The organism is Amycolatopsis sp. PSD-21, assembly GCF_055561455.1.
Map to the genome: position 1 here is coordinate 7,626,522 of NZ_CM145712.1, position 14,250 is coordinate 7,640,771.

The window sequence follows — 14,250 nt, forward strand, 5'->3', positions numbered from 1 at the left end:
ACGCACGGTGATCGAACGCCCCCGAGGGTAGACCGCGCCACGGCCGGGTGCAACAACCACCCCCCGCGTGGCGGGGCGAGGCTCTCGCATGTGACCGAGGCTTTACTGAGCCGCAACCTGAACGCCGCCCGGATCGATCGGCAGCTCGGTGACGTCGAAAGACGTAACGTCGACGCCAGCCGGGAGTATTCCGCCGGTGGTCAGCGCGAGCACGGTGGGACCGGCTCCGGAGATGGCCGCGGCCACTCCTTCGGCCCTCAGCGCGCGCACCAATTCGCTGCTCGCCGGGTACGCGGGCGCCCGGTAGTGCTGATGGAGCCGATCTTCGGTCGCGGAGAGCAACAGGTCCGGGCGCGAGGTGAGCGCGTGGACCGCGAGCGCCGCGCGGCCCGCCGTGAACGCCGCGTCGGCGTGCGGGACCTGGGCGGGAAGCAACCCGCGCGTGGCGTCGGTCGAGGACCGCAGCGCCGGGACGGCGACCACGGGCCGGATGTCGTGGTGCGGCTGGAGCCGTTCGGCGCGGAACCGCTCGCCCTCGGTCCAGGCCACCACGAAGCCGCCCAGCAGGCTCGCCGCGGCGTTGTCGGCGTGCCCCTCGAACCCGGCGGCCAGCTGCAGCGCGTCGTCGTCCAGGGCCTTCTCAGCCAGCGCGTACGCCGCCGCGACACCGGTCACGACGGCGGACGCGGACGACCCGAGGCCGCGAGCGTGCGGGATGGCGTTGAAACAGCGCAGATGCAGGCCCGGCGGCCGGACGCCGAGGTGCTCGCACGCCCGCCGGAAGGCACGGACGACCAGGTGCGACTCGTCGGTCGGGACGTCCTCCACCCCGCCCGCGCCGACGTCGATCACCTCGATCTTGAGGCCGGCGTCGGTGATCCGGAGTTCGACCCGGTCGTACAACGCCAGCGCCAGGCCCAGCGAGTCGAAGCCAGGGCCGAGGTTGGCCGACGACGCCGGGACCTTGACCTCGATCAGCGTCATCGCAGGTCCAGCGCGGCGGCGACGGCGGTCGGGTCGACGGCGAGCGGCTCGACCTCGACGTTGCCCTCCAGCGCCGTGGCCGGGTCCTTCAGGCCGTGTCCGGTGACGGTGCACACGACGGTCGAGCCCTTCGGTAGGCGCCCGTCGGCGGCCGTGGCGAGCAGGCCCGCCACGCTGGTCGCCGAAGCGGGCTCGACGAACACGCCTTCCTTGCGGGCGAGCAGCCGGTACGCCTCGAGGATCTTCTCGTCGGTGATCGCCTCGAACAGGCCGGCGGACGCGTTCTTCGCCTTCATCGCGCCGTCCCAGGACGCGGGGCTGCCGATGCGGATCGCGGTCGCGATGGTGTCGGGATCGGCCACCGGCTCGCCGTGCACCAGCGGCGCGGCACCGGCCGCCTGGAAGCCGAACATCCGCGGGGTGTTCTTCACCACACCGTCGCCCGCGTACTCGGAATACCCGGCCCAGTAGGCGGTGATGTTGCCCGCGTTGCCGACCGGCAGGCAGTGGATGTCCGGAGCCCGGCCGAGCACGTCGCAGATCTCGAACGCGGCCGACTTCTGGCCGGCGATGCGCACCGGGTTCACCGAGTTGACCAGGGTCACCGGGTAGTCGATCGCGGTCTTCTGCGCGAGTTCGAGGCAGTCGTCGAAGTTGCCGTCCACCTGCAGGATCCGCGCGCCGTGCTGCACGGCCTGCGCCAGTTTGCCCATCGCGATCTTGCCCTGCGGGACGAGGACCGCGCAGGTGAGCCCGGCGCGGGCCGCGTACGCCGCGGCCGACGCCGAGGTGTTCCCGGTGGAGGCGCAGATGACCGCCTGGAGCCCGCTGGCGAGCGCGTGCGTGATGGCCACGGTCATCCCGCGGTCCTTGAACGACCCGGTCGGGTTCACGCCCTCGACCTTGAGGTAGACCTCGCACCCGGTGAGTTCGGAAAGGTGCGGGGCGGGCAGCAGCGGCGTGTTGCCTTCGCCGAGCGTGATCACCTTCGCGCCGGAGGGGACCGGGATCCGGTCCGGATAAGCCTGGATGATCCCCGGCCACGGTTGGGAAATCACTGGTCTTCGCCTTCCACCCGCATCACACTGACGACCTGGTTCACCACATCGAGCTGGGCAATGTCGTCCACAGTGGACCGCAATGCCGCGTCCGGCGCCAGGTGGGTGACCACGACCAGGCTGGCCGTGTCGTTCGCGTCGCGCTGCCGCACCGCGGCGATGCTGACGCCGTGCCCGGCGAACGCCTGGGCCACCTGGGCGAGGACGCCCGCTCGATCGGCCACGTCGAGACTGACGTGGTACCGCGTCGGCGTCTGGCCCATCGGCCTGACCGGGAGCGCGGCGTGCGCGGATTCGCGCGGGCCACGTCCGCCGACGACCCGGTTCCGAGCCACCGCGACGAGGTCGCCGAGCACGGCACTCGCGGTCGGCGCGCCACCGGCGCCCTGACCGTAGAACATGAGCTCACCGGCCGCGTCGGCCTCGACGTAGACGGCGTTGTACGCGCCGCCGACCCCGGCGAGCTGGTGGTTGCGCGGGATCATCACCGGATGCACGCGCGCCGAAACGGATTCGGTGCCGTCGTCGGCGGTGACGCGTTCGCAGATGGCGAGCAGTTTCACCGTGCGGCCCAGCACGTTCGCCGCGGCGAGGTCCGACGCGGTGACGTCGGCGATGCCCTCGCGGTGCACGTCGGACGCGGTCACCCGGGTGTGGAACGCGAGCGAGGCGAGGATCGCGGCCTTGGACGCCGCGTCGTACCCGTCGACGTCGGCGGTCGGGTCCGCCTCCGCGTAGCCGAGCCTGCTGGCCTCTTCCAGCGTTTCCGCGTAACCGGCGCCGGTGGAGTCCATCGCGGAGAGGATGTAGTTGGTGGTGCCGTTGACGATGCCCATCACGCGGGTGATGCGGTCACCGGCCAGCGATTCGCGCAGCGGGCGCAGCAACGGGATCGCCCCGGCCACGGCCGCCTCGAAGTACAGGTCGGCGCCCGCCGCGTCGGCGGCCTCGAACAGCTCCGCGGAATGCTCGGCGAGCAGCGCTTTGTTCGCCGTGACAACGGATTTCCCGGCCTTGAGCGCGTCGAGCAGCCACTCCCGCACCGGCTCGATACCGCCGACCAGCTCGACGACGACGTCGACGTCCGGGGAGGTGACGAGCTTCGTCACGTCGGAGGTGACCAGTTCCGGCGGCAGCTCGGGGTGCTTGTCGGGGCGCCGCACCGCGATCCCGGCCAGCTCCACCCTGGCGCCCGCCCTGGCCGCGAGTTCCTCCGCCTGCTCGGTGAGCAGCCGGACGACCTCGCCGCCGACCGTCCCGCAGCCCAGCAGGGCGACCCTGATCACGCGTTCGTCCACAGTAGACACTTGCTAGACCTCCAGGCGCAGCATGTCGTCCGTCGTCTCCCGCCGCAGCAGCACGCGGGCGCTGCCGTTGCGCACGGCCACCACCGCGGGCCGCGGCTGCCGGTTGTACCCGCTGGCCATCGAGTAGCAGTACGCCCCGGTGGCCGCCACGGCGAGCAGGTCGCCGGGAGCAAGGGTGTCCGGGAGCCAGCAGTCGCGGACGACGATGTCGCCGGACTCACAGTGTTTTCCCACGACCCGGGACAGCGCGGCGGCGGCCTGGCCGTCCCCGTCGTCGTCCGCGGACCGGGATACGAGACGGCAGTCGTACACCGCGTCGTAGAGCGCGGTGCGGATGTTGTCGCTCATACCGCCGTCGACGCTGACGTAGCGGCGGGCGGCCTTGTCGCCGAGCGAGACGTCCTTGATGGTGCCGACCTCGTACAGCGTGATCGTGCCGGGGCCGGCGATGGCGCGGCCCGGCTCGCCTGCGATCTTCGGCACCGGAAGGCCCGCGTACTCGCATTCCTTGCGGACGATCTCGCGGATCTGCGTGATCATCTGCGCGGGCGGCGGCGGGTTGTCCTTGTCGGTGTAGGCGATACCGAAACCACCGCCGAGGTCGACGATCGACAGCTGGTCGAGCAGCTCGGTGCCGTGCTCCTTGGCGAGTTCGGCCAGCAGGCCGACCACGCGGCGGGCGGCGACCTCGAACCCGTCGGCGTCGAAGATCTGCGAGCCGATGTGGCTGTGCAGGCCGATCAGCTTCAGCGACGGCGCGTTGAGCACGCGGCGCACGGCCTCGGCCGCGTCACCGGAAGCCAGCGAGAAACCGAACTTCTGGTCCTCGTGCGCGGTCGCGATGAATTCGTGCGTATGCGCCTCGACGCCGACGGTCACCCGGATGAGGACGTTCTGCACGACGTCGTGCCGGGCGGCGACGTCGGCCAGCCGCGCGATCTCGTAGTAGGAGTCGACCACGACCGTGCCGACGCCCGCTTCGACGGCGGCTTCCAGCTCGGGCAGCGACTTGTTGTTGCCGTGGAAGGTGATCCGCTCCGCCGGGAAGTTCGCGCGCTGCGCCACGGCGAGCTCGCCGCCGCTGCAGACGTCCAGGCTCAGCCCCTGCTCGGCCACCCAGCGGGCGATCTCGATGGAGAGGAACGCCTTGGACGCGTAGTGCACGAGCGCCGGGTCGTCGAACGCCTCGGCGTAGTCGGCGCAGCGGGACTTGAAGTCGGCCTCGTCGACGACGAACAGCGGCGTGCCGTACTTCTCGGCGAGTTCGCGGACGTCGACCCCGGCGATGCGGACGACACCGTCACCGCCGCGGAAAGTGTTGCGGGGCCAGACTTTCGGGTACAGCCTGTCGAGTTCTTCGGGACTCGACGGCGGGAAACCGGAGGCGTCGGCGTGGGGGTAGACGTCGGCGTGGCGGGGGCCCGCGGGGTGAGCCATTCTTCGTTACATCCGTTCCGGAGCAGAGACACCGAGCACGTTGAGGCCGTTCGCCAGCACCTGGCGGGCGGCCTGGCACAGCGCGAGCCGGGCGAACGTGAGGGGGGTGGCCTCCTCGTCGCCCTGGGGAAGAACACGGCCCACGGTGTAGAACTTGTGGTACGCGCCGGCGAGTTCTTCGAGGTACCGGGCGACGCGGTGCGGTTCGCGCAGCTGTGCGGCCCGGCGGAGGACGGTCGGGAATTCGCCGATCGTGCGGATCAGATCGCCCTCGGCGGGCAGCGTAAGCAGGCCGAAGTCCACTTCGCCATCGGATTTCAGGCCCAGGTCGGAAGCGTTGCGCTGCAACGAGGCCAGCCGCGCGTGGGCGTACTGGACGTAGTAGACCGGGTTGTCGTTGGAGTGCTTGCGAAGCAGGTCGAGGTCGATGTCCAAAGTGGAATCGACCGAGTAGCGGATCAGCTCGTAGCGGGCCGCGTCGACGCCGACGGTGCCGACCAGGTCCTCCATGGTGATCACGGTGCCGGCGCGCTTGCTCATCCGGACCGGTTTGCCCTCGGAGACCAGGTTGACCATCTGGCCGATCAGCACCTCCACGACGGCCGGGTCGTCACCGAAGGCGGCCGCGGCGGCCTTGAGGCGGGCGATGTAGCCGTGGTGGTCCGCGCCGAGCATGTAGATGCAGAGGTCGAAGCCGCGTTTGCGCTTGTCCTGGAAGTAGGCGAGGTCACCGGCGATGTAGGCCGGGTTGCCGTCCTTCTTGATGACGACGCGGTCCTTGTCGTCGCCGTGCTCCTTGGACTTGAGCCACCAGGCGCCGTCTTCGAAGTACAGGTTCCCGGAGTCCTTCAGCTGCTGGACCGAGGACGACACCGCGCCGGACTCGTGCAGCGAGTTCTCGTGGAAGTAGACGTCGAAATCGGTGCCGAAATCGTGCAGGCTCTGCTTGATCTCGGTGAACATCAGCTCGATGCCGACCCGGCGGAAGGTCTCGGCCCGCTCGTCGTCGGGCAGCGACAGCACGCTCGGCTCCTGGCGGATGACCTCGGCGGCGATGTCGTTGATGTAGCCGCCCGCGTAGCCGTCCTCGGGGGCGGGCTCGCCCTTGGCGGCGGCGATCAGGGACCGGACGAAGCGGTCGATCTGCGCGCCGTGGTCGTTGAAGTAGTACTCGCGGGTGACCTGGCCGCCCTGCGCGGACAGCACGCGGCCCAGCGCGTCGCCGACCGCGGCCCAGCGGGTGCCGCCGAGGTGGATCGGGCCGGTCGGGTTCGCCGAGACGAACTCGAGGTTGATCTTGACGCCCGCCAGCGCGTCGCCGAGGCCGTACTTCTCGCCGGCGTCGAGCACCTGCTGGACGATCTGGCCCTGCGCGTCGGCGGCGAGCCGCAGGTTGAGGAAGCCCGGCCCGGCGACCTCGGCCGAGTCGATGCCGTCGGTGGCCGAGAGCGCCTCGGCCAGCGCGTCGGCGAAGTCACGGGGCTTCATCCCGGCCTTCTTGGCCACCTGCAGCGCCAGGTTGGTCGCGTAATCGCCGTGCTCGGGGTTGCGGGGACGTTCGATCGTCACCTTCTCCGGCAGCACGGAATCGTCGAGGCCGCGCGCGGTGAGAACCTGCACGGCGGAGTTACGGACCAGGTCGGCGAGAGCTGCGGGAGTCACTCGCGGAATTCTAGGTGTGACCTGGTCCGGGCTTCGCAGCGACCGCCGGAAGGTGTGAGCCAAGCCGGTGATCTTCCGGCTGTTCACGGTGATCAGACGCGCGGTCTCTACACTGGCCCGCGCAGGGACCACCCCCTTTGGAGAACGCAGGAGCCATGGCTAACGGGACAACCAGAAAAAAGGGCGCGTCGTCGAAGAACGCCATGAAGGCCGCCCGTAGTTCCGTCGTGTCCAAGAAGGGCACGCCCTGGGGCACGATCATCGCCGTCGTGGCGATCGTCGCCCTGGCGGCCTCGGTGGTCACCTATTACATGATCGCTTCCGCGCCGAAGCGCGATCAGAAGACCCGCGAAGAGGCCGCGGCCGCCTTCGCCCCCTCGCAGCAGGACCCGGACCCGTCCAAGCGCATCCCCGGCGTGACCACGGCCACCTACGAGGGCTCCGTGCACGTCACGGCCGCCGAGCGGGTCGCCTACGACAAGACCCCGCCCTTCGGTGGTCCGCACGACCAGGCCTGGGCCGCGTGCAACGGCGTCGTCTACGAAAAGGCCGTCCGCAACGAGAACATGGTCCACGGCCTCGAGCACGGCGCGGTCTGGATCGCCTACAACCCGGCGCAGATCACCGGCGAGGCGCTGGACCTGCTGAAGGTGCGCGTCGAGGGCAAGCCGTACATGGTGATGTCGCCGTACCCGAACCTGGACAAGCCGATCTCCGTGCAGTCCTGGGGTCACCAGCTGAAGCTGGACTCCGCCTCCGACGAGCGGATCGACCAGTTCGTCGCCGCGCTGCGCACCAACCCGTTCGGCGCGTACCCCGAGCGTGACGCCACCTGCGACGCGCAGATCGAGCCGGGCGACTTCGACCCGACGCCGCCGGGTCCGGACGCGAAGCCGATGGACTACAAGGGCACCGCGGGTACGCAGCAGGACCAGCCCGGCGCCGGACAGAGCGGCGTGCCTTCCGTGCCCGCCACCCAGCCCTCGGCGCCCGCGAGCAACTAGTGAGCCAAGTGGACCCCGATCTCCAGTACGTCGACGAACCGGACGACACCTCGCGGTCGACCAAGAGCCGATGGCTGGTGATCGGGGCCGCCCTGGTCGTCATGCTGATCGTCGGCTTCGGCCTCGGCGCGCTGACGACCAGGCTGATCGACTCCGAGCCGGAGCAGAAGACGCCGGGCGCGGGCTCGGTCGAGGTCGGCTTCGCGCAGGACATGTCGGTGCACCACCTCCAGGCCGTCACCATGGCGGGCTGGGCGCGGGACCACACGACCGATCCGGCGATCAAGACCCTCGCGTTCGACATCGAGCGCACGCAGACCGGCCAGGTCGGCCGGATGAAGGGCTGGCTGGGCCTGTGGGGCCAGCCCGAGCAGACGACCGGCGCCTACATGACCTGGATGACCGAGCCGTCCGGCCACGGCGGGCACGGCGGCGCCGACATGAAAGCGTCGAACGGCGCTCCGATGCCGGGGATGGCGACGTCGGCCGAACTGGCCAAACTGCGGTCGCTGACCGGCAAGGAGATGGACGTCTTCTTCCTCCAGCTGATGCTGCGGCACCACCAGGGCGGGACGGCGATGGCCCAGTACGGCCACGACCACACGTCGATCGCGGACGTGAAGTCGCTGACGCAGAGCATGCTGGTCTCGCAGGGCGCCGAGGTCACGCTGATGAAGGGGCTCCTTCAGGAACGCGGTGCGGCGCCCCTTCCCGCCTGACACTATGCATTTCGTCCTCTGGATGCGGTAGTTCGCGTTGCCAACTACCGCGTCCAGAGGACGAAATGCGTCAGGGGGCTACCAGGAGAGTTCCCGGCAGCGTTGAGCGCATTGGGGCACTTCTATCTGCAGGGTCGCGTGCTCGATGGAGTAGCGGTTCGCCAGGAGGTTCTGCGCCTCGGTCAGCACCTCGGCCTGCTCCACGGTCGGCGCGATGGTGAGGTGCGCCGAAGCGACCTCCATCCCCGAGGTCAGCGTCCAGACGTGCAGGTCGTGGACGTCCTCGACGCCCTTCAGCCCGCCGAGTTCGGCCTGGATCCCGGCGACGTCGACGCCCTTCGGCGCGTGCTGGAACAGGATCCGCAGGGCGCGGCGAGCGAGGGCGTACGTGCGGGGCAGGACGAAGAGGCCGATCGCGACACCGATGATCGGGTCGGCGTAGCGCCAGCCGGTCAGCAGCGTGATCGCGCCGCTCAGCAGCACACCCACGGAACCGATGAGGTCGGCGAGGACTTCGAGGTACGCGCCGCGGACGTTGATGCTCTCCTCGGCGCCCTTGCGCAGGATCAGGAACGAGACGATGTTCGCGACGAGACCGGCGGCCGCGGCCAGCAGGACGGGCAGGCCGGGCACGGCGGGCGGGTCGCTGATCCGGCCGATGGCCTCGACCAGGACGTAACCCGCGACGCCGAACAGCAGGATGGCGTTGGCCAGTGCCGCGAGCACTTCGGCCCGGTAGAACCCGAACGTGCGGGTCAGCGTCGGGCCGCTCCGCCGGGCGAGCAGGATCGCCGCCAGCGCCATGCCGACACCGAGGACGTCGGTGAACATGTGCGCGGCGTCGGAGATCAGCGCGAGCGAGCCGGTGGCGAACCCGACGACGAACTCCATGACCATGAAGCCGGCGCCGATGACCAGCGCGATCGTCAGGCTCTTGAGGTAGCGGCCTGACGCGCTCGACGGCGAGGCCGTTCCATGCCCGTGCCCGTGACCCATTGCTCCGCCTCTCGTGAAGTCGACAGGCCGAATATATTGTCACATGCGCATATGTGCAATACAGGTGAGCCTAAGTTCACCATGTCCTAAGCCACACAAGGAAGCCATCCCCCAGGAGGGCCTTCCCGAAACCTGGAATCGCCACGCACCGCTACCGAAGCGAGCGGAAGAACCCCCGCAACTGGCCGACGAAGACGTCCGGCCGCTCGAAGGCGGCGAAGTGGCCGCCCGCGGGCAGCACCTCGTACCAGCGAAGATCGGTGTAGCGCAGCTCCGCCCAGCGCCGCGAGGGCCGGATGATCTCGCGCGGGAAGATCGAGATACCCGAAGGAACTTCAACGACCGAGACGTCCCGCGCCTTGCCCTCCCAGTAGATCCGCGCCGACGAGGCCGCCGTCGCGGTGAACCAGTAGACGGAGATCGCGTCGAGCATCTGCCGCCACGACAGCGCGGTCTCCGGCGAGCCGTCGTTGTCGGTCCACTCCCAGAACTTCTCCGCGATCCACGCCGCCTGCGCGGCGGGCGAGTCGGTGAGGCCGTAACCGAGCGTCTGCGGCCGCGTGGCCTGCTGCTGCGCGTACGCCGACCCGACCTCGCGGAACCGCGCCAGGTCGCTGAGCGCCGCCTTCTCCTCGGCCGTCGGTTCACCGAGGACGGCCTCGTCGTACGGGACACCCGCCATGTTCACGTGGACACCGATCAGCCGCTCCGGCGCGATCTTGGCGAGCATGTTCGTCACCCCGGCGCCCCAGTCACCGCCCTGAGCCGCGTAGCGCTCGTAGCCGAGCCGCCCCATCAGCTCGTCCCAGGCCCGGGCGATGCGCTCGACGTTCCATCCCGTCGACGACGGCTTGTCACTCCAGCCGAACCCCGGCAGCGACGGCGCCACGACGTGGAAGGCGTCCGCCGGATCGCCTCCGTGCACGGCGGGATCGGTCAGCGGCCCGAGCACGTCGAGGAACTCCACGACCGATCCCGGCCAGCCGTGCGTGAGCACGAGCGGCGTCGCATCCGGCTCCGGCGAACGAACGTGCAGGAAGTGGATCCCGAGACCGTCCACAGTGGTCTTGAAACCCGGGAAAGCGTTGACACGCTCGGCCAAACCGAAGTCGTAGTCCTCCGCCCAGTACCGGCAGAGCTCCCGCGCGAACTCCAGCGGAACCCCCTGCTCCCAGCCGTCCACGGTGGCCGGCTCGGGCCAGCGCGTGGCGCGCAGCCGGGTGCGCAGGTCGGCGATGGCGGATTCGGCGATCCGCACTTCGAACGGCTCGATCATCGGGCCTCCCAGTTCGTCGATGACACCGACGCTACGCATTTCCGATGCGCACCGCCGTCGTCCGGCTCCGAACCAGGATCAGCAGGCTCCTCGATCCGCCGCACCGGCATCGGCCGGCTGGAAGGCCTGGTCAAAGACACACAGGACCCGTTCCTCGCGCCGCTGGACCGCGCCGAACGGGAGCAATCGACCAGCCCGCCGGCCCATGTGGTCGAGCACCACACCCCTTAACGACCACCACTCGTGAGACCCTGCGGGGACATGCGCTAAGCTTCCAACGTCGCCCAGGCGGCAACGCCCTCGTAGCTCAGGGGATAGAGCACTGCCCTCCGGAGGCAGGTGTCGCAGGTTCGAATCCTGCCGAGGGCACACAGATCGACCATACGGTTCAGCTGCACGTTTGTTCCATCGTTGCCGGGCGAGAGCCGCTAGGCGCCTTTTTCGTGATGACGGGTGCCCCATCCCTCGAAGAGAGCCGAAGCCAGCCAGTGACGGCTTTCAAAGGCCATATGCTCCGCTGTAACGCCACAACCCCCATCCGACGGACGCTTCGGGTCCGCTCCTCGCGTGAGCAGGTAAGCCGTGACATCCACGTGTAGTGGCTCCCCCGTCTGCGTGTGACTGTCGATCTCGACGTCGATGGCATGGTGCAACAACGTAAGCCCACCATGCTCTTCATTGATGTCAGCGCCGTCATCGAGGAGTTCACGAAGCAGCGGAAGATCACCCATCTCGACTGCCTGATGAGCAGGGCTCAAGTCATTCATCAAGGCTGATCCCCTTATCAAGTCCAGGTCCGTCCGACAGAGCATCGACGTACGTCGGATCAGCTTTGACGAAAGCGTCTCGAACCACATCGAACACTATTCCAACGTGCGCGAAAGAGCTTCCAAGCCTATCCCCCACGGGCCGGTATCGTGGACGAGGACCGTAAGTGCGCGAGGTATGGACGGTGAGGTTGCCGACGCGTTGTCCGGATCGCACACGACGGCGCCTCCGCGAGGTAACGTGCGCAACCCTGAGCAACTGACGGACGCGACAGTTTCTTAAAACGCGGGGATCGACGGCATCAGACGACGGAGCGGATCACCGGCCTCCTTCACATCCGCGCCTTCAGTACATCGATCTCACAGCCCGGCGCGGCCGGATCGAAGCCGTGCTCGATCAGCCAGCGGACCGCTCGCAGGCTTCGCAACGACCACCACGCGTGGATGACGTCGAGGTCCACGTCGGTGCCGTAGCCCGACAGGACGTCTCCGAGCCGGTCCTCGTGTCCGAGGGTCAAGGTCGCGAGGTCGAAGAGGGCATCGCCCCGCGCCGCCTCGGACCAGTCGATCACGCCGGTGATCTCGTCACCGTCGGCGAAGACGTGGGCGATCTGCAGATCGCCGTGCGTGAACACCGGCGTCCACGGCCGAAGCGCGGTTTCGGCGATCTGGCGGTTGCGCTCGACCAGTTTCGAGGGCAGGACTTTCTGCGTGATGAGCCATTCGCATTCGTCGTCGAGGTGCGCCGCGACCTCGTCGGGGCTTCGGCCCGGCCATGGCGGCAGCGGCGCGTCGTGCAGCGTCCGCAGGGCGGCGCCCGCCGCGGCCCATGCCTCCGGTGACGCGGTCGACGGACGGCCGAGGCGGCCGAGCGCTTCACCTGGCAGGGCGGCCAGCGCGAGCACGGGCGGCTTTCGCCACAGGACCTCCGGGGTCGGGATCGGCGCCATGGCCATCGCCGCCACTTCCACGTCGGTGCGCGTTTGATCCGCGTCGATCTTCAGGAACACGTCACCGGCGCGCACGGTCGCGCAATCATGGTGGGCGACGACCACCTGAACCTCGTCCACAGCGATCAGTATCGCCGCATACGGCGGGTGGCGGAAATCATCCGACGACCGGGAAAGAATAATCGCGAAGTATTCGCCGAGCCGTCGCCGGAATTCACGTGGACGTATTTCACCGAGCGGTTTATGGGCTTCCCTCCGTCGACAGGTCAAGTCCAGGTTGCGTGGCTTCCGCGCTCCCGTCAAGCGATTTGCTTCCGTTCGGCCGCATGACGACGGACAGTAGCCGAGAACACGAGGCGCCGTCGAACACCCTGGCGACGCCACGATCGCGACTCGCGGACCTTGACAACCACTCGCACCAGCTCGAATATTGAAAAGGTTTGATATTCACCAAGTGTCCTGGGGGCTGGAAGATGTTAAACTGGCATAAGGAGAAAACTGCGGACGGCACGCAGATCCCCGTCGCCAGAAGGGAAGACGAGTGGGTCGCGGTCGGCTCCGACCCGCCGCTCGGCGAGGTCGTCGAGGTCCCGCTCGACGCGTTGTCCGTGCACGACACTGACACACCGCGAGCGGCGGGGGTCGACCCCGCGTACGCACGGGTGCTCGCGGAAACGGATGCCCCGCTGCCGCCGATTCTCGTCCATCGTTCCACGATGCGGGTGATCGACGGAACGCATCGGCTCGAGGCGGCGAAGCTGAAGAACGCCACCGCGATCGACGTCCAGTTCTTCGACGGGGACGAGCAGGCGGCCTTCATCCTCGCCGTGAAGACGAACATCGCGCACGGCCTGCCGCTTTCCCTCGCCGACCGCAAGGCCGCCGCCTGCCGGATCCTCGGCACCCGCCCCCACTGGTCCGACCGGTCGATCGCGGCGGTCACCGGCCTTTCACACAAGACGGTCGGCAAGTTGCGCCGGCGTTCGAGTGGGGAAGTTCCCCAGTCGAACGCCCACGTCGGCCGCGACGGCCGCGTCCGCGCGCTCGATCCGGCGCAGGGCCGCCGTCGTGCCCACGAGCTGCTCACGAGCAACCCCTCCGCTTCGATCCGTGAAATCGCGCGAGGCGCGGGGGTTTCCCTCGCGACCGCGCACGACGTACGGCATCGGCACCTGCAGGGTGAGAAGAGTCCGGGACGCGTCGCCCCCAGGCCGCGCACCCGCCCGGCCGAAGGCGGCGAGCAGACGGGAACGGACACCCAGGCGGCCGTGGAACGGCTCCGCTCGGACCCCACGATCCGGTACACCGAGTCCGGCCGCACCCTGGTTCGCTTGCTGGACGGACATCTGAACGACCGGGACGAATGGGACCAGGTCGCCAGGAACATCCCCGAACACCGGCTGGAATTGATCTCCGAACTCGCCAGGGCGCGCGCGGAGGATTGGCGGCAGTTCGCGGAACTGCTGAAGAAGCGCAAGCGCTGACCTGACGACGGAGGGGGCTTTCCGCGCACGCGACGCGCGGAAAGCCCCCTTCGCGGCGTTCCACGGTGATCTTTCCTCACATAACCGCGAAATAATCGACGAAGACCCGCGTCCCGGACTGTTGCGGATCGCGGAGGATTCGGGCGACAATGGTGTCGAATCGCCAGTCCGGACGCCAGATCCGGGCGCACTGGGAGGCGCGACGGCGAGCACACTGGGGTGTTTTCCGCTGTCGTGATCATCGAATGGAACGCCGCTTTCGCATGCGGTGAAATCGCCATCAAGCATTCATCCGGCCGCGCGCTCGTGCGCGGATTCAGCAAAGGGGACACATGAACGCGGAAGACGCGCGGGCGGAATTGCGTCAGCAGATTTTCTCGCTGCTGACCGAGGTCGCGGGCGGTGTTCTGGAGAACCAGACCATCGAAGCGGACACGGAGTTCCCCGAGACGGGGATGAGCTCCATCGAGTACCTGGCGCTCATCGAGAAGATCGAGACGAAGCTCGACGTGTTCATCGACCTCGAAGAGAACGAGGATCTGACCACTGTGGACAAGTTCTGCGACTACCTGCTCGAACAGGTGCCGTCCGCCTGAAGCAGCACGA

General features: G+C 68.6%; 13 protein-coding genes and 1 tRNA gene. 5 read left to right on the plus strand and 9 right to left on the minus strand.

The features are described 5' to 3' along the window. Window positions 1–102: 102 nt before the first annotated feature. Genes thrB through argS form a run of 5 tightly spaced genes read right to left on the minus strand, consistent with a single transcriptional unit; the run spans window position 103 to window position 6,448 of the window. Window positions 103–984: a homoserine kinase gene (thrB, locus tag ACZ1DY_RS35820; RefSeq protein ID WP_465482323.1), complete on the minus strand. Its 882-nt coding sequence runs from the start codon at window positions 982–984 to the stop codon at window positions 103–105. Next, a complete protein-coding gene (gene thrC, locus ACZ1DY_RS35825; protein ID WP_257484572.1) occupies window positions 981–2,042 on the minus strand; it encodes a threonine synthase in 1,062 nt (353 codons plus the stop codon). The genes thrB and thrC overlap by 4 nt, the downstream gene beginning before the upstream one ends. Continuing rightward, window positions 2,039–3,349 (minus strand): homoserine dehydrogenase, encoded by a 1,311-nt coding sequence (locus ACZ1DY_RS35830; RefSeq protein ID WP_185927075.1) that lies wholly within the window; start codon window positions 3,347–3,349, stop codon window positions 2,039–2,041. Before ACZ1DY_RS35830 ends, thrC begins: the two co-directional genes overlap by 4 nt. Window positions 3,350–3,352: 3 nt before the next feature. Then, window positions 3,353–4,786, minus strand: coding sequence for a diaminopimelate decarboxylase (lysA, locus tag ACZ1DY_RS35835; protein WP_465482324.1), 1,434 nt, complete (start codon window positions 4,784–4,786; stop codon window positions 3,353–3,355). A gap of 6 nt (window positions 4,787–4,792) precedes the next feature. Continuing rightward, a complete protein-coding gene (argS, locus tag ACZ1DY_RS35840; RefSeq protein ID WP_465482325.1) occupies window positions 4,793–6,448 on the minus strand; it encodes an arginine--tRNA ligase in 1,656 nt (551 codons plus the stop codon). A gap of 203 nt (window positions 6,449–6,651) precedes the next feature. On the opposite strand from argS, the gene ACZ1DY_RS35845 reads away from it, so the two are divergent. Both ACZ1DY_RS35845 and ACZ1DY_RS35850 read left to right on the plus strand, forming a co-directional pair. Next, window positions 6,652–7,452 carry a DUF3105 domain-containing protein gene (locus ACZ1DY_RS35845; RefSeq protein WP_257489899.1) on the plus strand — a complete coding sequence of 267 codons (801 nt, stop codon included), beginning with the start codon at window positions 6,652–6,654 and terminating at the stop codon, window positions 7,450–7,452. An 8-nt stretch (window positions 7,453–7,460) separates the two neighbouring features. Beyond that, the gene (locus ACZ1DY_RS35850) at window positions 7,461–8,171 is read left to right on the plus strand and encodes a DUF305 domain-containing protein (protein ID WP_257484570.1); all 711 of its coding nucleotides are present in this window, start codon (window positions 7,461–7,463) and stop codon (window positions 8,169–8,171) included. Window positions 8,172–8,249: 78 nt separating this feature from the next. On the opposite strand, the gene ACZ1DY_RS35855 is transcribed toward ACZ1DY_RS35850, so the two are convergent. Then, a complete protein-coding gene (locus ACZ1DY_RS35855; RefSeq protein ID WP_465482326.1) occupies window positions 8,250–9,167 on the minus strand; it encodes a cation diffusion facilitator family transporter in 918 nt (305 codons plus the stop codon). Between the two features lie 151 nt (window positions 9,168–9,318). Next, window positions 9,319–10,443, minus strand: coding sequence for an epoxide hydrolase family protein (locus ACZ1DY_RS35860; protein WP_465485750.1), 1,125 nt, complete (start codon window positions 10,441–10,443; stop codon window positions 9,319–9,321). Window positions 10,444–10,739: 296 nt separating this feature from the next. Between ACZ1DY_RS35860 and ACZ1DY_RS35865 the strand changes: the two genes are divergently transcribed. Next, window positions 10,740–10,812: transfer RNA gene (locus ACZ1DY_RS35865), tRNA-Arg, on the plus strand. Window positions 10,813–10,871: 59 nt separating this feature from the next. Here ACZ1DY_RS35865 and ACZ1DY_RS35870 read toward each other — a convergent pair. Together ACZ1DY_RS35870 and ACZ1DY_RS35875 are read right to left on the minus strand one after the other, a co-directional pair. Beyond that, on the minus strand, window positions 10,872–11,300 hold the full coding sequence (locus tag ACZ1DY_RS35870; RefSeq protein WP_465482327.1) for an ankyrin repeat domain-containing protein: 429 nt from the start codon (window positions 11,298–11,300) through the stop codon (window positions 10,872–10,874). 242 nt (window positions 11,301–11,542) lie between these two features. After that, window positions 11,543–12,280: a phosphotransferase family protein gene (locus tag ACZ1DY_RS35875; RefSeq protein ID WP_257484568.1), complete on the minus strand. Its 738-nt coding sequence runs from the start codon at window positions 12,278–12,280 to the stop codon at window positions 11,543–11,545. Window positions 12,281–12,633: 353 nt separating this feature from the next. Here ACZ1DY_RS35875 and ACZ1DY_RS35880 point away from each other — a divergent pair, with 353 nt between their 5' ends. Together ACZ1DY_RS35880 and ACZ1DY_RS35885 are read left to right on the plus strand one after the other, a co-directional pair. After that, complete coding sequence (locus tag ACZ1DY_RS35880) at window positions 12,634–13,644, plus strand: ParB/RepB/Spo0J family partition protein (protein WP_465482328.1); 1,011 nt, start codon at window positions 12,634–12,636, stop codon at window positions 13,642–13,644. A 332-nt stretch (window positions 13,645–13,976) separates the two neighbouring features. Further along, window positions 13,977–14,240, plus strand: a complete 264-nt coding sequence (locus ACZ1DY_RS35885) for an acyl carrier protein (RefSeq protein ID WP_034309004.1) — start codon at window positions 13,977–13,979, stop codon at window positions 14,238–14,240. Window positions 14,241–14,250 lie beyond the last annotated feature (10 nt).